The organism is Stenotrophomonas sp. 89682_Sma (genome assembly GCF_056481405.1).
In genome coordinates this window covers 3423773-3441238 of the sequence record NZ_CM151147.1, presented here as the reverse complement: position 1 = coordinate 3441238, position 17466 = coordinate 3423773, and the positions used below count along the sequence as shown (strand labels likewise).

The 17466-nt window shown below is 66.9% G+C and carries 15 protein-coding genes and 1 tRNA gene; 11 read left to right on the top strand and 5 right to left on the bottom strand.

Annotated elements, in window-relative coordinates:
- Positions 1-47: 47 nt before the first annotated feature.
- A complete protein-coding gene (gene trxA / locus ACZK29_RS16010) occupies positions 48-905 on the bottom strand; it encodes a thioredoxin (protein ID WP_106550588.1) in 858 nt (285 codons plus the stop codon).
- A 124-nt stretch (positions 906-1029) separates the two neighbouring features.
- On the opposite strand from trxA, the gene ACZK29_RS16005 reads away from it, so the two are divergent.
- The 9 genes from ACZK29_RS16005 to ACZK29_RS15965 all read left to right on the top strand — a co-directional run bounded on the left by ACZK29_RS16005 (position 1030) and on the right by ACZK29_RS15965 (position 9023).
- On the top strand, positions 1030-1632 hold the full coding sequence (locus ACZK29_RS16005) for a DUF998 domain-containing protein (RefSeq protein WP_111204451.1): 603 nt from the start codon (positions 1030-1032) through the stop codon (positions 1630-1632).
- Positions 1633-1737: 105 nt separating this feature from the next.
- Complete coding sequence (gene leuS, locus ACZK29_RS16000) at positions 1738-4380, top strand: leucine--tRNA ligase (protein WP_478446235.1); 2643 nt, start codon at positions 1738-1740, stop codon at positions 4378-4380.
- Positions 4381-4516: 136 nt separating this feature from the next.
- On the top strand, positions 4517-5101 hold the full coding sequence (locus tag ACZK29_RS15995) for an LPS-assembly lipoprotein LptE (protein WP_111204450.1): 585 nt from the start codon (positions 4517-4519) through the stop codon (positions 5099-5101).
- A 9-nt stretch (positions 5102-5110) separates the two neighbouring features.
- Positions 5111-6148: a DNA polymerase III subunit delta gene (gene holA, locus ACZK29_RS15990; protein WP_111204449.1), complete on the top strand. Its 1038-nt coding sequence runs from the start codon at positions 5111-5113 to the stop codon at positions 6146-6148.
- The gene (gene nadD, locus ACZK29_RS15985) at positions 6149-6817 is read left to right on the top strand and encodes a nicotinate-nucleotide adenylyltransferase (RefSeq protein ID WP_478446234.1); all 669 of its coding nucleotides are present in this window, start codon (positions 6149-6151) and stop codon (positions 6815-6817) included. It abuts the gene before it with no gap.
- 58 nt (positions 6818-6875) lie between these two features.
- A complete protein-coding gene (rsfS, locus tag ACZK29_RS15980) occupies positions 6876-7286 on the top strand; it encodes a ribosome silencing factor (RefSeq protein WP_005410536.1) in 411 nt (136 codons plus the stop codon).
- A 64-nt stretch (positions 7287-7350) separates the two neighbouring features.
- Positions 7351-7821 carry a 23S rRNA (pseudouridine(1915)-N(3))-methyltransferase RlmH gene (rlmH, locus tag ACZK29_RS15975; protein WP_005418108.1) on the top strand — a complete coding sequence of 157 codons (471 nt, stop codon included), beginning with the start codon at positions 7351-7353 and terminating at the stop codon, positions 7819-7821.
- Between the two features lie 22 nt (positions 7822-7843).
- Positions 7844-7920 (top strand) — tRNA-Asn (locus ACZK29_RS15970).
- 149 nt (positions 7921-8069) lie between these two features.
- Positions 8070-9023: an alpha/beta hydrolase gene (locus tag ACZK29_RS15965; protein ID WP_428999923.1), complete on the top strand. Its 954-nt coding sequence runs from the start codon at positions 8070-8072 to the stop codon at positions 9021-9023.
- A 49-nt stretch (positions 9024-9072) separates the two neighbouring features.
- On the opposite strand, the gene ACZK29_RS15960 is transcribed toward ACZK29_RS15965, so the two are convergent.
- The 4 genes from ACZK29_RS15960 to ACZK29_RS15945 all read right to left on the bottom strand — a co-directional run bounded on the left by ACZK29_RS15960 (position 9073) and on the right by ACZK29_RS15945 (position 15239).
- Positions 9073-10494, bottom strand: a complete 1422-nt coding sequence (locus ACZK29_RS15960; protein WP_111204461.1) for a basic amino acid/polyamine antiporter — start codon at positions 10492-10494, stop codon at positions 9073-9075.
- Positions 10495-10623: 129 nt separating this feature from the next.
- Positions 10624-13437 carry a TonB-dependent receptor gene (locus ACZK29_RS15955; RefSeq protein WP_106550594.1) on the bottom strand — a complete coding sequence of 938 codons (2814 nt, stop codon included), beginning with the start codon at positions 13435-13437 and terminating at the stop codon, positions 10624-10626.
- A 197-nt stretch (positions 13438-13634) separates the two neighbouring features.
- Positions 13635-14285, bottom strand: a complete 651-nt coding sequence (locus ACZK29_RS15950; protein ID WP_459047182.1) for an energy transducer TonB — start codon at positions 14283-14285, stop codon at positions 13635-13637.
- A gap of 216 nt (positions 14286-14501) precedes the next feature.
- On the bottom strand, positions 14502-15239 hold the full coding sequence (locus ACZK29_RS15945) for an SIMPL domain-containing protein (protein WP_106550596.1): 738 nt from the start codon (positions 15237-15239) through the stop codon (positions 14502-14504).
- A 130-nt stretch (positions 15240-15369) separates the two neighbouring features.
- Here ACZK29_RS15945 and ACZK29_RS15940 point away from each other — a divergent pair, with 130 nt between their 5' ends.
- Both ACZK29_RS15940 and rng read left to right on the top strand, forming a co-directional pair.
- Positions 15370-15978 (top strand): Maf family nucleotide pyrophosphatase, encoded by a 609-nt coding sequence (locus ACZK29_RS15940; RefSeq protein ID WP_111204446.1) that lies wholly within the window; start codon positions 15370-15372, stop codon positions 15976-15978.
- A complete protein-coding gene (gene rng, locus ACZK29_RS15935) occupies positions 15971-17458 on the top strand; it encodes a ribonuclease G (protein ID WP_478446233.1) in 1488 nt (495 codons plus the stop codon). The genes ACZK29_RS15940 and rng overlap by 8 nt, the downstream gene beginning before the upstream one ends.
- The last annotated feature ends 8 nt before the right edge of the window (positions 17459-17466 follow it).

Below are 17466 nucleotides of genomic sequence, written 5' to 3'. Positions count from 1 at the left end.
TATTGCCTGCGTCCAGTGCAGGGATTCTGAACGAACCCGGCTCCCGTTCAGAAGAGCAGGGAGGCCATCCTGCGGCGGTACTGGCCGACCAGGTCCTCGTCGGAGATCACATTGAAGGCGTCGATCAGCGCCTTGCGCGGCAGGCCTTCCTCGAAACTCCGGTCGATCCGCAGCATTTCCAGGAACTGCGCCAGCGCGGCTTCGTCATGGCCGCCGAGCAGCAGCTGCACGCCGCGCAGGTGGCGGGCCTTGAGGTCCTTGCCGTCGGCGGCGATACGCGCGTCCAGCACCTCGGCGGCCGGGGCGTCCTTCAGCGCGGCGGCAAAGGACAGGCGGGCGCGGGCGCGCACGGCGCGGTCGTCGGTGGCCAGATTGGCGGGCAGGCCGTCGATCAGCGTGCCGGCTTCGTCCACGCCGCCGATCTGCAGCAGGGCCAAGGCCAGGTCGAGCTTCAGCTCGTCCTTGTCCGGCTCGGCGGCGATCTGCGCACGCAGTACATCCACCTGTGCCTGCGGATCCAACGGCGCTTCGTCCTCGGCGGCAGTGTCACCAATGTCGGCCGGCACGATGCCGTGCTGGGCCAGGAATTCACGCAGCTGGCCTTCCGGAATGGCACCCGGGAAGCCGTCCACCAGCTGGCCGCCCTTGACCAGGAACACGGTCGGCACCGAGCGGATCTGGAAGGCGGCGGCGATCTGCTGCTCCTTGTCGACATCGACCTTGGCCAGCTCGAAGGCGCCGTTGTATTCGGCGGCCAGCTTTTCCAGCATCGGGCCCAGGGTCTTGCAGGGGCCGCACCACGTGGCCCAGAAGTCGACCAGCACCGGCGTCTGCAGCGACTTCTGCAGGACTTCGGCCTCGAAGGTCGCAGTGGTGGCGTCGAATACGTAGGTCGTCTCGGTCATGGGGGAGGCATCGATTGGCATCTGGAGACCGATTCTATGGTGACGATCGATGGCCGTCTCAACCCGGACTGCGGCAAATCCCCGACAATGCGTCGTTCCCGCCGCCGTTGCTCCTGGAGCCCGCATGACCTCCCTGCCTTCCCTGTTGCGCCTGTCCGGCCTCGCCGCCGCACTGCTGTTCGTGCTGGCGGTGCTGGGCTTCGGCGCCGGCCTGGACGGCTATGCACAGGCCCGCCACCCGGTGGCCCTGCTGGGCGCACACGGCGTGCCGCACGCGCTGGCCTTCAATCTGCTGGGCTTCGTGTTGCCGGGCCTGCTGGCGGGGGTGGTGGCCGAGTGCCTGCGCCGGCGGTTGCCTGCCACGGCTGGCTGGGCACCGCGGGTCGGCAGCCAGATGCTGCTGCTGGCCGGGCTCGCATTCGCTGCGATGGGCCTGCTGCCGCTGGATGTGGACGACCTGCACGGGCCAGCCAGCCAGCTGCATGCCAGCGCCTGGATGATCTGGGTACTGGGGTTCGTCACCGGCGCACTGCTGCTGGGCATTTTCAACGTGCGCCAGGCGCACGGACGTGTCCAGGGGGGATTGTTGGTGGCCTGCGGGGCGCTCGCGGCCCTGGCCGCCTTCGCCCTGCAGGGCCTGGTGCCGGCACCACTGGCACAGCGCGTGGCGTTCGCCTGCTGGGCACTGTGGCTGGTGGTTGCGCTGCCGCCGTCGCGACCGCGCTGAGACGGATCGTGGGTGCCGGCAGCGGCACTGGCCGGCGGCCGGGATTGGAGCCCCATGCCGCACTGCGGTACGCTGTACCGCTTTGCCGCCGCATCCGCGTGTTCCATGACCAGCGCTGAAACCAACGCCTACGACCCGCAGCAGGTTGAATCCGCCGCCCAGCAGTACTGGGACGCCACCCGTGCCTTCGAAGTGGACGAGACTTCGGACAAGCCGAAGTACTACTGCCTGTCGATGCTTCCGTACCCGTCCGGTGCGCTGCACATGGGCCACGTGCGCAATTACACGATCGGCGACGTGATCAGCCGCTACAAGCGCATGACTGGGCACAACGTGCTGCAGCCGATGGGCTGGGACGCGTTCGGCCTGCCGGCGGAGAACGCGGCAATCAAGAACAAGACCGCACCGGCGGCCTGGACCTACAAGAACATCGAGCACATGCGTGGCCAGTTCAAGGCCATGGGCTATGCGGTGGACTGGTCGCGCGAATTCGCCACCTGCCGCCCGGACTACTATGTCCACGAGCAGCGCATGTTCACCCGCCTGATGCGCAAGGGCCTGGCCTACCGCCGCAACGCGGTGGTGAACTGGGATCCGGTCGACCAGACCGTGCTGGCCAACGAGCAGGTCATCGACGGCCGTGGTTGGCGTTCCGGTGCGCTGGTCGAGAAGCGCGAGATCCCGCAGTGGTTCCTGCGCATCACCGATTACGCCCAGGAACTGCTGGACGGCTTGGATGAACTGGACGGCTGGCCGGACTCGGTCAAGACCATGCAGCGCAACTGGATCGGCCGCTCGGAGGGCCTGGAAATCCAGTTCGACGTGCGTGACATCGACGGCGGCGTGCTGGATCCGCTGCGCGTGTTCACCACCCGTCCGGATACCGTGATGGGCGTGACCTTCGTGTCGATCGCCGCCGAACATCCGCTGGCGCTGCACGCGGCGAAGAACAACCCGGAACTGGCTGCGCTGCTGTCGGAAATGAAGCAGGGCGGCGTGTCCGAGGCCGAGCTGGAGACCCAGGAAAAGCGCGGCATGGACACCGGCCTGCGTGCCATCCATCCGGTCACCGGCGAGAAGGTGCCGGTGTGGGTCGCCAATTTCGTGCTGATGGGCTACGGCACCGGTGCGGTGATGGCTGTTCCGGGCCATGACCAGCGCGACAACGAAGTGGCCAACAAGTACGGCCTGCCGATCGTGCAGGTCATCGCCCTGAAGGACCCGCGCAACGACGACGAGCGCACCTGGGACGGTGCCCGCTGGCAGGACTGGTACAGCGACAAGAGCCGCCAGACCGAACTGGTCAACTCGGCCGAATTCGATGGGCTGGATTTCCAGGGCGCCTTCGAAGCCCTGGCCGAACGCTTCGAGCGCAAGGCCCAGGGCCAGCGCCGCGTCAACTATCGCCTGCGCGACTGGGGCGTGAGCCGCCAGCGCTACTGGGGCTGCCCGATTCCGGTGATCTACTGCGACAAGTGCGGTGCGGTGCCGGTGCCGGAAGAGCAGCTGCCGGTAGTGCTGCCGGAGGACGTGGCGTTCTCGGGGACCGGTTCGCCGATCAAGACCGATCCGGAATGGCGCAAGACCACCTGCCCGGAATGCGGCGGCGCGGCCGAGCGCGAGACCGACACCTTCGACACCTTCATGGAGTCGAGCTGGTACTACGCCCGCTATACCTCGCCGGGCGCCCGTGATGCGGTGGACAAGCGCGGCAACTACTGGCTGCCGGTCGACCAGTACATCGGCGGCATCGAGCACGCGATCCTGCACCTGATGTATTTCCGCTTCTACCACAAGCTGCTGCGCGACGCGCGGATGGTGGACAGCAACGAACCAGCACGCAACCTGCTGTGCCAGGGCATGGTGATCGCCGAGACCTACTACCGCCCGAACCCGGACGGCTCGAAGGACTGGATCAACCCGGCCGATGTGGAAGTGCAGCGCGACGAGCGCGGCCGCATCACGGGCGCCACGCTGATCGCCGATGGCCAGCCGGTGGTGGTCGGTGGCACCGAGAAGATGTCCAAGTCGAAGAACAACGGCGTGGACCCGCAGGCGATGGTCGACAAGTACGGTGCCGACACCGTGCGCCTGTTCTCGATGTTCGCAGCCCCGCCGGAACAGTCGCTGGAGTGGAACGAAGCCGGCGTGGACGGCATGGCCCGCTTCCTGCGCCGCCTGTGGGCCCAGGTGCAGAAGCACGCCGCCGACGGTGCCGCCCCGGCACTGGACGTGGCCGCGCTGGACGCCAACCAGAAGGCGCTGCGCCGCAAGACCCACGAGACCATCGGCAAAGTCGGTGACGACTATGGCCGCCGCCACAGCTTCAACACCGCCATCGCGGCGGTGATGGAACTGATGAACGCGCTGGCCAAGTTCGAGGACAGCAGCGAGCAGGGGCGTGCGGTGCGGCAGGAAGCGCTGCAGGCCATCGTGCTGCTGCTGAACCCGATCACCCCGCATGCCAGCCACGCCCTGTGGCAGGTGCTGGGCCATGGCGAGACGCTGCTGGAGGATCAGCCGTTCCCGCAGGCCGACGCCGGTGCGCTGGTGCGCGACGCGCTGACCCTGGCCGTGCAGGTCAACGGCAAGCTGCGTGGCACCATCGAGGTGGCCGCCGATGCTGCACGCGAGCAGGTCGAAGCACTGGCCCTGGCCGAACCGAATGCGGCCAAGTTCATGGAAGGCCTGGCGGTGCGCAAGATCATCATCGTGCCGGGCAAGATCGTGAACATCGTCGCTGCCTGATGCATCCTGGGCCGGCCACCCCCGCGGTGGCCGGTACCCTCCCGGTGCGGGGCCATGCACTTGATGGCCCTGCATTCACGCGGCTTCGGGCAGGCTGTGTGTTGCCGTGATCGCCCGGCTCCGCCAGACTGTCTCCATGACCCGAATCCTGCTTGCCCTCGTTCTTGTCCTCGGCCTTGCCGGCTGCGGTTTCCATCTGCGCAACAAGCTGATGCTGCCGACCGACACGGCGCCGGTGAAGGTGGTCTCCACCGCGCCTTACAGCGAACTGGTCAAGCTGCTCAATCGCAGCCTGCTGGCATCCGGTGCCAGGCTGGCCGACGAGGACAGCAAGGGGCCCAGCACCCAGCTTCAGGTGCTGTCCGAACGCTGGGGTGACCTGCCGATCGCCATCGACTCGCAGGGCCGTGCGCAGGAGTACAGCCTGCGCTATGCGGTGATCTTCATCTTCCGTCGCGAGGATGGCAGCGAGCTGGTGCCGCAGCAGGTGATCGAACTGTCGCGCGACTACGTGTCGCCGCCGACCGACGCCACCGGTACCACCACCGAACGCGAAATCCTGGCCGATGAGCTGCGACGGGAAATGTCCGCGTCGATCATCCGCCGCATCGACAGCGTGGTGCGTGCCGAGATCGACAAGGGCGGCAGCCTGACGGCGCCGAAGGCCAAGCCGGTTGAAGGCGCGGAGCCGGCCGAGCCGGTTCCCGCAGCCAAGCACTGAGTCGCGACGATGGAACTGCGTCCGGAGCAGCTGGCCAGCCAGGGCGCTGACACCCCGCTGGCGCCGGTCTACCTGATTGCCGGCCCGGAAACCCTGCGCGTGCTGGAGGCGGCCGACGCCATCCGCGCGCGCGCGCGCGCCGCCGGCATCGGCGAGCGGGAAGTGTTCGACGCCGATGGTCGTGACTTCGACTGGAACCAGCTCGACGCCAGCTTCAACGCGCCCAGCCTGTTCAGTGCCCGCCGCCTGGTCGAGGTACGCCTGCCCAGTGGCAAGCCGGGCAAGGATGGCGCCGAGGTGATCAGCCAGTTCTGCGCCAACCCGGCGCCGGACGTGGTGCTGATGATTACCGCCAACGAATGGAGCAAGGCCCACCAGGGCAAGTGGGCCGAGGCGGTCAGTCGCATCGGTGTGCTGTCGGTGGCCTGGGCGATCAAGCCGCACGAACTGCCGGACTGGATCGAGCGCCGCCTGCGTGGCAAGGGCCTGCGTGCCGACCCTGCCGCGGTGCAGCGGTTGGCCGAGCGGGTGGAAGGCAACCTGCTGGCCGCCGCGCAGGAAATCGACAAGCTGGCGCTGCTGGCCGACGGCCAGCCGCTGGACGTGGAACGGATGGAATCGCTGGTGGCCGACGCCGCGCGCTATGACGTCTTCCGGCTGCTGGAAGCCACGTTCTCCGGCCAGCCGCCGGCGGTGCTGCGCATGCTGGCGGGCCTGCGTGGCGAAGGCGAGGCGGTGGCCGCACTGATGCCAATGGTGATCCGCGAGCTGTTGGCGGGTGCCGGCCTGGCCCGTGTACAGGCGCGCGGCGGCAATCTGGCCGCCGAAATGAAATCGCGCGGCATCTGGGAATCGCGGCAAGCGCCCTACAAGCGTGCGCTGCAGCGGCACCCCGAGGGCAAGCGCTGGGAACGTTTCGTGGCCGAGGCCGGACTGGTCGACCGTATCGCCAAGGGGCGCGCCGACGGTGACGCCTGGCTGGCGCTGGAACGCCTGCTGGTAGCCGTGGCCGAACCGCGTGCCGTGCGCCTGCTGGCGCGGGCCTGAGTGATGAGCCTGCGGATCTATTACGGGGGCACCTTCGATCCGGTGCACCTCGGGCACCTCGCCATCGCACGTGCTGCCCGTGATGAACTGCAGGTCGCTGTACGCATGCTGCCGGCGGCTGATCCGCCGCATCGCGCGGTGCCGGGTGCAACCGCTGACCAGCGCTTCACCATGCTTTCGCTGGCCATCGGCGATGAGCCTGGCCTGCTGCTGGACCATCGTGAACTGGATCGCGCCATACGCTTTCCCGGCCGCCCGTCCTACACCGTCGACACCCTGCGCGAACTGCGCGGCGAGCTGGGCCCCAGCCGGCCATTGGCCTGGCTGGTCGGGGCCGACAGCCTGCTCGGCCTGACCCGCTGGCATGAATGGGGGGCGCTGTTCGGGTTGGCCCATTTCGTGGTGGCCGAGCGCCCGGGCAGTCCCCTGCAGGCCTCGGTGGATGGCGAACTGGGCCGCGCGCTGGAAGGGCGCTGGGCCGACAACGAGCAGGCCCTGTTCGCCAGTCCGGCCGGGCGCATCCTGCGCCTGCATCACCCACTGCGCGAGGAATCGGCCAGTGCCGTGCGTGCGCAGATCGCCGCCGGCGGCCCCTGGCGGGCGTTGCTGCCGCCGGCCGTGGCCGACTATGTGGCCGCGCACGGCCTGTACCGCTCCCCTACGCCGTGAATGCCGCCACCGCGGCTTGCCCGTATAATCGCCCCCACGTTTATCGAGTCGATCCACTTTGAGCAACCAGACCCAGCCCCAGACCATCAAGGTCGATCTGCCCAGCCCGCCGCCGTCCGTGCCGGAACTGCTGGCCAGCGTCCGCCAAGCCACCGAAGACCTGAAGGCCAAGGACCTGGTCGAGATCGATGTGCGCGGCCGGTCCAGCGTTGCCGACTACATGATCGTCGTTTCGGGCACCTCGACCCGCCACGTCAAGTCGATCGCCGATGAAGTCGTGCGCTTCGCCAAGAATCTCGACGTGATGCCGCTGGGTGTTGAAGGCGAGCGCGAAGCCGAGTGGGTGCTGGTCGACCTGGGCGACGTGATCGTGCATGTGATGCTGCCGCGCGTGCGTGAGTTCTACGCACTTGAGCGCCTGTGGACCGTTGGCGACCAGCCGCCGTCCAGCGACGACGAAGTGGCCTGAGCCGCACGTTGATGCATCCCTTCGACGGCGCCGATGGCGCCGTCGACGTTTTGGAGGACCGTTGATGAAAGCCCGCCTGATTGCTACCGGTGAACGCGCACCCAGCTGGGTGGCGCAGGGTTTCGCCGAGTACCAGAAGCGGCTGTCGCACTGGCTGCCGTTCGAGCTGGTGGAAATCGAGCCCGGCCTGCGTGGCAAGGGCCGTGATCCGCGCCGCGCCACTGAAGACGAAGGCAAGCGCGTGATCGCCGCACTGCCGAAGAATGCCTATGTGGTCGCACTGGATGTGCCGGGCCGCCAGCTCAGTTCCGAGCAGCTGGCACAGCGCCTGGAGCATTGGCGCGGGCAGGGCAGGGACCTTGCCTTCCTGATCGGCGGCCCGGAAGGGCATTCGCCGGAAGTCTCCGCGCTGGCCGATGAGAAGTGGTCGATCGGACCGTTGACGCTGCCCCACATGCTGGTGCGCCTGGTGGTGGCCGAGCAGTTGTACCGGGCCGCCGCAATGATTGCGAATCACCCCTACCATCGCGCGTGAAGAGTGGTTATACTAGTCGTCTGCCCGAATAGCTCAGCCGGTTAGAGCACTTGACTGTTAATCAGGGGGTCGTTGGTTCGAGTCCAACTTCGGGCGCCACATTGAAGAGACCTGCATCGCAAGATGCAGGTCTTTTTTTTGCCGTGTTGTAGAGCCGAGCCCATGCTCGGCTTCGAGGATGCAGCCGAGCATGGGCTCGGCTCTACAATCTGCTGCTCCAACCACGGAAGTTGATCGTGCGCGCACTCCTGTCCCTGGGTTCTCTGCTGCTTGCGATGTTGCCGTTCGCTGAAGCGAACGCAGCACCACCAACCTGGCATCCGCCGCAGGGCACCACCGAGCTGCCGTTGTGGCCGCAGGGCACGGTGAAGGCGCCGCCAAAACTGAAAGGCCCCGAGCAGGTTGGCGAAGCAGTTTCCAAGGCCAGCGGAGAACGCTGGACGATGCTGCAGAACGTGGCCGTGCCGACACTTACCGTGTTTCCGCCGAAAGGACCGTCCAATGGCACCGCGGTGATGGTGGTGCCCGGTGGTGGTTACCGGGTGCTGGCGATGGACCTGGAAGGCAGCGAGATCTGCGATTGGCTGAACGCGCAGGGCATCACCTGCGCGCTGCTGAAATACCGCGTGCCGGCGTCCGGCCCGAACTGGGATCCCGACTGCAACTGTCGCGACAACCCGACGGTGCCGATGGCCTTGCAGGACGCGCAACGTGCAATGGGCCTGCTGCGCGCGCACGCACTGCGCTGGAACATCGACCCGAAGCGGGTGGGGGTGATCGGTTTCTCGGCGGGTGGTCACGTGGTGGCGGGATTGAGCACGCACGCACGTCGCAGCTACACGGCGGTCGACGCGGCCGACTCGCAGTCCAGCCGTCCGGATTTCGCGATGGTGATGTACTCCGGCCATCTGTGGGCCGGGCATGGCAAGGGGCTCTCGCTGGTCAGGGACATCGTCGTGGACGACGCGGTGCCGCCGACGTTCATTGCGCAGGCCACCGATGATCGCACCGATGATGTGCGCGAATCACTCGCCTACTACCAGGCGCTGATCGATGCAGGCGTGCCCGTCGAAATGCATCTGTTCGCCCGCGGTGGCCACGCGTTCGGGCTGCGCATGAAGGATGCACCGGTGACGGCGTGGCCGCGGCTGGCCGAGCGCTGGATGCAGGATATCGGCGTGCTGCCGGAACGCCAGCTGTAGAGCGGAGCCATGCTTGGCTGCCTGTGCCAAGCCGAGCGTGGGCTCGGCTCTACAGTGCCAGCTCACCTCTGGAGAACGCGACCAGCGTAGCGATGGCTACCACCAGAATGGCACCGAACAGCACCCATTCCCAACGCGTAAATACCTGCTCACCGCGTTGGAGCCGGGTCAGTGCGAACACCACCACACCGGGCACATAGAGCAGGACCGACAGCAGCAGGTTGTCGAGGCCGCCGGCATACACCAGCCACAATGCATAGGCACTGGCCAGCAGGGCAACGACGAAATCGCGCCAGCGCACACCCGGTTCACCCGCATAGGCCTGGCCACGCCAGGCCAGCTGCACGCCGAACGCGGTCGACAGGAAGTAGGGCACCAGGCTCATCGACGCGGCCAGCAGCACCAGGCCGGTGTAGCTGCCGGAGTTGACCAGCACCAGCAGCAGGAACAGCTGAATCAGCCCGTTGCTGAGCCAGAGCGCGTTGGCCGGCACGCCGCGCGCGTTCTCGCGGCCCAGGAAGGCCGGCATGGTGCCGTCGCCCGCAGCGGCGTACAGTACTTCGGCACACAGCAGCACCCAGGCCAGGAGCGCGCCGAGTACCGAAATGATCGAGCCGATGATGATTACCGTCGCGCCCCACTCGCCAACGATGGCGCGCAGCACGTAAGCCATCGACGGATTGGGCAATCCGGCCAGTTCGGCCTGCGACAGCACGCCCATCGACAGCAGGCTGACCAGCACCAGCAGCAGCCAGACGCCGAGGAAGCCGATCACCGTGGCGCGGCCGACATCGGCGCGACGGGCCGCGCGCCGCGAGTAGATGCTGGCGCCTTCGATGCCGATGAATACCCACACGGTCACCAGCATCATGCCGCGCAGCTGCTGGCCGAGGTCGCCGAGTGCGGGCGTGCCCAGGAAATCGGCGCGGAACACATCCATGCGGAAGGCACCGGCGGCCAGGATCAGGAACAGCGTGATGGGCAGCAGCTTGGCCACCGTCACCAGGCCGTTGACGATGGCGGCGGTGCGCAGGCCGCGCAGCACCAGCAGGTGCACGGTCCAGAGAAGCAGCGACGAAGCGGCCACGGCGGCCGGGGTATTGCCTTCACCGAAGACCGGCATGAAGTGGCCGAGGCCACTGAAGATCAGCACGAAGAAGCTGGCGTTGCCGAGCACCGAGGCAACCCAGTAGCCCCACGCAGCGGAGAAGCCGATGTAGTTGCCGAAGCCTTCGCGCGCGTATGCGTAGATGCCGGTATCGAGGTCCGGCCGGCGGTTGGCCAGGGCCTGGAACACGAAGGCCAGCATCAGCATGCCGGCGCCACTGACCGCCCAGCCGAGCAGCGCCGCCGCCGGCCCGGCGCTGCGCGCCACGTTCTGCGGCAATGAAAAGATGCCGGCGCCGACCATCGAGCCGACCACCAGTGCGGTCAACGCGGGCAGCCCGAGGCGTTGTGAGGTCGCGGCCATGATGTCCCCTGCGGCGGTGATGCCGCTGCCCCACGGTAGCGGTGTGCCCGTGAACATGCACGCAAGGGGCCGCAACGACGAAGGCCCGGGCAGGTGCCCGGGCCTTCGAAGGTGGTGCGTTGAACGGTATTACTTGAAGGTGTACTTGGCGCCGACGGTGAAGTAACGGCCGATGGCGCCGCTGAAGTGCAGCGGGTTGTAGTTCACGCCACCGTAGGTGGTCGGGTCGAGCGGAGCGATGCGATCGAACACGTTCTGCACCGAGGCATTCAGCTCGAAGGCTTCGGTGATGTTCCAGCGGCCGGACAGGTCGAAGGTGGTGAACGAGGAGATCTTGGTGACGTCGGTACCGTCGGCGTACGAGAACTGGTACGAGCCCTCCGGACCACGGAAATCCTTGTTCTCCATCTTGGAGATGTAGTTGGCAACGCCGCTCACGCTCCACGGACCCTGCTTCCAGGTGGTGCCGAAGTTGATGCGGTCCCTCGGCGTGCCGATGCAGTTGGTCACGTCGCAGTTGCCGTGGGTGCCGGCGTAGTCGCGGGTGACGTCGGCATCGGTGCGCTCGAACTTGAGCACATGGCTCCACTGCAGGTCCATTTCCAGCTGGCCCGGGCCGATATCGAAGGTCTGGCGGATATCGGTATCGATACCGCGGACGCGGGTCGATGCGGCATTGATGTACGCCGTGTTGACGGCCAGGATGCTGCCGGTGCCCGGGACGCCGTTGAGCAGGTTGTTGTCACGCAGCACATTGCCTGCCGCGATCGCCGCACCCGTATCGCCCTGGGCGATTTCGTTGGTGCGCTTGATCTGCCATGCATCCACGGTCAGCGAGGTGGTGGAGGTCGGCTGCAGCACGATGCCCACCGAGTAGCTCTTCGACTCTTCCGGCTTCAGGTCCTTGTTCGGACGGGTGATGATCGCGACCGGCAGGGCGCCGCAATCGTCGGAGGTCGCGCCTGGTGCAGGGTTGCCGCCCGGGCAGCGCACCGGGTCGGCAGCATTGGAGAAGGCAGCCAGGCCACCATCGCCGTTCTCGGCCGGGTTGGGCGCGCGGAAGCCTTCGGCGTAGCTGGCGCGCAGGGCGATCCAGTCAGCCGGGGTCCACTTGATGCCCAGCTTCGGCGTCGCCTTGCCTTCGCCGCTTTCGTACTTGTCGTAGCGCAGCGCGCCGGACAGTTCCAGCTGTTCCAGCACCGGTGCGGACAGTTCCACATAGCCGGCGTAGACGTTCTGGGTGCCGTCGTAGGCCGAATAGCCCAGGCCGATGATCTGGCCCTGGTCGGTGAAGGTCTGCGGGGTCAGGCTGTTGCTGGTCTTGCGCCACTCGGTACCGATGGCCAGGCCCAGCGGGCCACCCTTCAGGTCCATCAGGCTGCGCGACACGGTGAAGTCGAACATGTCCAGGGTCGACTTGGCACGTGCACTGATCCGCGGCGAAATGAAGTCGTACAGCGCCTGCGAATTGAGGTTGGCGTTGTCGCCGATGCGCCACACACCACCGGCACAGTTCGGATTGGCCAGGGCGCAACGCACGTTGTCGTAGTTGAGGAAGCCGGTGCGCTTGTTGACCAGGTCGGTGCCGGAGTGCAGGTAGGCGGTATCGTAACTCCAGTCACCCCAGTTGCCCTTGACGCCGACCAGGAAGCGGGTGAACTCGTTGGAGTTGTCGGTCACGCGCGGGCCGACATCCCAGGCCGAGTAGCGCAGGCGCGAGGCCTGGCCCGGGATCGGGTTGTCCGGATGGTTCGGGCCCAGCACGGTGGCGCCATCGCCACTGTTGGCGTTGATGGGGCCACCGGGGTAGCCCCAGCCACCGGAAACACCGGACGGCGTGTTGCTGAAGGTGGTGTCCTTCTTCGAGTAGCCGATCTCGGTGTAGATCTCGCCGCCTTCGCCGAAGGCGAAGCTGGCACGACCGAACACGTTGACGTACTTCTCTTCCGGGGTCAGGTCACGGTACAGCTGGTTCGGATCCCACAGGCAGCCCTGTGCCTGGGCGGTCGCGTCGTTCTGGCCGGGAATGGTGGTCAGGCCGGCACAGCCCGGCAGGGCGACCAGATGGCCGGTGCTGTCGTACACCGAACCATTCGGACCCACGCCGCCGCGGGTACCGCCGCTGAGGAAGGCGCCGCCCAGGAACTGAGCGTTGTTGCCGTAGCCCCACGGGCGCGTGTCGCCGGTGCCGATCCACTTGCGGTTCTTGCGATCGCTGATCTTGATCGCGTCGGTCTTGCCGACGTCCAGGCTGAAGAAGGCATTCCAGCCGTCAGTGGCCAGATCGCCGGTGCCGGCGGTCAGGGTGGCCTTCTTGGCGTTGCCGTCGCCGTCGCCGGAGGTGCCGTAGGAAGCACGCAGGATCGCGCCCTGGAAGTCACTGCGCAGGATGATGTTGACCACGCCGGCGATGGCATCGGAGCCATAGATCGCCGAGGCGCCATCCTTCAGCACTTCCACGCGTTCAACCGCGTCGAGCGGAATGGTGCTCAGGTCGGTGAAGACCTTCTGGCCGTCATCGGCCAGGCCGTAGGTGGCCATGCGGCGGCCGTTCAACAGGACCAGGGTCGAGCCCGCGCCCAGGCCACGCAGCGAAATACCGGCACCACCGCCGGCGAAGCCGTTGCCGAAGGTCTTCGGAATGGAGCCGGAACCATCAGCAGTCAGGGTCTGCAGGTATTCGGCAACCGTGGTCTTGCCGGTGCGGTCGATTTCCTGGCGGGTCACCACCTGCACCGGGGACGGTGTTTCGGTGTTGGTGCGCGGAATGTTCGAACCGGTGACCGTGATGCGGTCCAGGTTGGTGGCCTTTTCCTGCGCGAAGGCGGAGGTGGAAGCCACGGCGCCAACCAGCAGCAGGGTGCCGCCGGTAAGGATGTGGGTGATGGACGATGCCAGGGTGCAGCGGCGGCGGCTGGCGGGCCGTTGGATCAGGTGTTTCACAGCTTCTCTCCTAACTGGAAAACCGTAGCGTTGAGGGCTGTCTCCGGAGTGTCCGGGACGGGCCAATCTAGGTTTCCGACGGGTGACGAAGTCGTGAAATTTTGCTTAATCCGTAACGCTTGAGGTTGAACTTTGCCGAGTTTGGCATTTCAACCCCGGAGGCCGGTCCGACAGGCGGTCGGACCGGCCCCGGATCGTCAGTCCGGCAACGAGAACTGCACCGGCACCAGGCCGATGGCCGGTACCGCCACGCCGTCACGCTGGGCCGGTTCAAAGCGCCAACGCTTGAGCACCTGCTGGCGTGCGGCCTGGTCCAGGTGACGCGAGCCACTGCTGCGCTCGATGCTGACCGCGACCGGCTGACCGCTGCTGTCGACCTCCACCCGCAGCAGCACCGTGCCCTGCTCATGGTTGCGCAGTGCGGCGACCGGATAGGCCGGCGGCGGGGCACTGCGGTACTGCAGCTGGGCGCCGGCCAGCGGTGTGTGGGTGTCGATGCTCGGCGCAAGTTGCGGCGGGGCCTGTTCAGCGGCCGGCAGCGTGATGCCCTGTGTTTCCTCCACGGTCGCGGTAGGGGCCGGCAGTGGCGGTGTCGCCGGCTGTGCCTGCGGTTTCGGCACGACCCGGGCGACTTCCTTCGGTTCCTGCAGCACAGGAGGGGGGGGCGTTGGCGGGATCTTCTCGATCAGCCTGACCGTGGTCTTGTCACGCGGGACCTGCACGGCCTGGTAGGTCGCCGGGATCAGCAGCAACAGGAACGCGAGCAGATGCAGGGCGATGGCCGCGCTCCAGGCGGCGACGCGGGCAGGGTCGAAGTGCGGGGATGCAACGGGATACGTACGAACCATGGTCCACCTCCATGCCAGTGACGAAGTCCTCAACGCACCAGGGCCCGTGGCGGGGTTGCCGCACGCGGCTGGCAGTCCATCAGTAGCGCGGCATGGCCGCCACTGCCTAGAGGCAGGGGCATGCGCGTTGGGCTGGCCTTCAGCCAGCGCCTGCGGAACGCACAAAAAAGGCGGGCCCCCTGCGGGACCCGCCTCTGTCTAACGGAAGGGATGGGATCAGCGACCCAGTTCGAACACCACGTCCAGGTTGACCGAGACGGTCGATTCACCCGGTGCGACCGGGGTGGCCTTGTCCATCGCTGCGCCGGCCGACATGGTCCGCATCATCGGCATCGGACGGTAGCCGCCGCCGGCGTTCTCGGAAATGCTGACGATGCGGCGTACCTGCAGGCCCAGCGACTTGGCATAGGTCTGGGCACGGGCCTGGGCCTTCTTCAGCGCGGCGAGGCGGGCTTCGTCATAGACCGGTTCCGGCTGGTCGATCTCGAAGCTGGGGCCGTTGATCTGGTTGGCACCCTGCGCGGCCAGCGCGTCGAGCACCTTCCCGAGCTTGGCGATGTCGCGGACCTTCAGGCTGACCGTGTTGCTGGCCTGGTAGCCAGTGATCTTCGGCGCTTCGTTGTCCGCATAGCGGTATTGCGGGTTGAGGCTGACACCGCTGGTCTGCACGTCGCGCTCGGCGATGCCGGCGGCCTTGATCGCGGCCAGCACCTTGTCCATCTGCTGGGCGTTCTGGCGCATCGCGCTGTTGCCATCGGCGGCCTGGGTGACCACGCCTGCCGACAGGGTGGCCACGTCCGGCACGCGGGTGGCTTCGGCATTGGACGAGATGTTCAGCAGGGTGCCTTCGGCCGCGGCGGCGATCGACGGCGACGACGGGGCAGCATGGGCGGTCATCGAGGTTCCAAGGGCGAGGGACAGGGCGAGCAGCAGCGGGGTGGCGGTCAGGCGCATGGGATCTCCTTGTTGTGCGGATGAGGGTGGTGTCGTAGCGATGAACGCGCTGTGAGCCCGTTCGGGGTTGTGTGCGTTCCTCGACGGGTTGCCGACGATTCAGGTGACGGGCTCAGGTTATGCTGTGCCGATGCTCTATCTTGCTTCCCGCTCCCCCCGACGCAACCAGTTGCTGGCCCGACTCGGACGCCCCTTCCAGGCCTTGGACCTGGAGGTCGTCGAGCAGCGCGCGGCGACCGAAAGCGCCGAACAGTATGTGTGCCGGGTCGCCGCCGACAAGGCGCGCGCCGGGCTGGCCCGGGTACTGGCCGAAGACCCGCAGGCGCAGGTGCTCGGTTCGGACACCGAGGTGGTGCTGGACGGTGAAGTGTTCGGCAAGCCGGCCGACGCCGCCGATGCGCGCGCGATGCTGGCGCGCCTGGCCGGGCGCACCCACCAGGTGATGACTGCGGTGGTGGTGATCGGCGCCGACGGGTTGGACAGCGAACTGGTCATTTCCGAAGTGACCTTCGCGCCGATCGACGACGCTGACATCGCCGCCTACGTGGCCACCGGTGAGCCGCTGGACAAGGCCGGCGCCTACGCCATCCAGGGCGGGGCCGAACGCTGGATCGAACATCTTTCCGGCAGCTACTCCGGCGTGATGGGACTGCCGCTGCTGCACACCGATCGTCTGCTGGCGCGCTGCGGCGTGCCGGCCCCAACTGCTGATGCCGCCAGGGAGGCTGCCGATGTCTGAGGAAATCCTGGTCAATGTGACCCCGCGCGAAACCCGGGTCGCGGTGATCGAAAACGGCATGCTGCAGGAACTGCACATCGAGCGCGGCTGGCGCCGTGGCGTGGTCGGCAACATCTACAAGGGCAAGGTGCAGCGGGTCATGCCCGGCATGCAGGCCGCGTTCGTCGAAGTGGGGCTGGAGCGCGCCGCGTTCCTGCACGCCAACGACGTGGTGCGCCCGGCGCCGGTGGCCAGTGCCGACACCGAGAACACGACCCTGCCGCCGCCGGCCAGCGTGCCCATCGTCGAGCTGCTGCGTGACGGCCAGGACATCGTGGTGCAGGTGGTGAAGGACCCGATCGGCACCAAGGGTGCACGCCTGACCACGCAGATCAGCATTCCGTCGCGCTACATGGTGCTGCTGCCGCAATCCAAGGTCGTGGGCGTGTCCGCGCGCATCGAGGATGAAACCGAGCGCGTGCGGCTGAAGGCACTGGTGACCGAGCTGTCGGCCCAGCATGGTGGCTACGGCTACATCGTGCGTACCAACGCCGAAGGCCAGCCGGCCGAAGCCATCGCCGAGGACATCGCCTACCTGTCCCGGGTCTGGAACGTGGTCGAGCGACGGGGCCGCGAGGCGGCTTCGTGCAGCAACATCTATGAGGACCTGAGCCTGCCGCTGCGTTCGGTGCGCGACCTGATCCGCAAGGACGTGGACAAGGTGAAGGTGGACTCGAAGGAAACCTTCGCGCAGCTGCAGGCCTTTGTTGCCAAGTACATGCCGGTGCTGGCCGAGAAACTGGAGCTGTACGCCGGTGATCGCCCCATCTTCGACATGTTCGGGGTGGAGGACGAGATCGGCCGTGCGCTGGACAAGCAGGTGCCGCTGAAATCCGGTGGCTACCTGGTGATCGACCAGACCGAGGCGATGACCACCATCGACGTCAACACCGGTTCGTTCCTCGGCCAGCGCAACCTGGAAGAGACGGTGTTCCGCACCAACCTGGAAGCGGCACAGGCGGTGGCGCGGCAGCTGCGGCTGCGCAACCTGGGCGGCATCATCATCATCGACTTCATCGACATGGATGATGCCGAGCATCGCCGCCAGGTGCTGCGCACGCTGGAAAAGGCGCTGGCCCGCGACCATGCCAAGACCACGGTGTACGACTTCTCGCCGCTGGGCCTGGTGGAAATGACCCGCAAGCGCACGGTCGAAAGCCTGGAGCGCCAGCTGTCGGAAACCTGCCCGCAGTGCAGCGGCCGTGGCAGCATCAAGACCACCGAAACGGTGACCTACGAGATCTTCCGCGAGATCACCCGTGCCGTGCGCCAGTTCGATGCCGCGCGCCTGCTGGTGATCGCCTCGACCAAGGTGGTCGCGCGCATCACCGACGAGGAATCCTCGGCGGTGGCCGAGCTGGAGGAATTCCTCGGCAAGAGCATCCGCTTCCAGGCGGACGAGCAGTACCTGCAGGAGCAATTCGATGTCGTTCTGCTCTGATCCTCGCC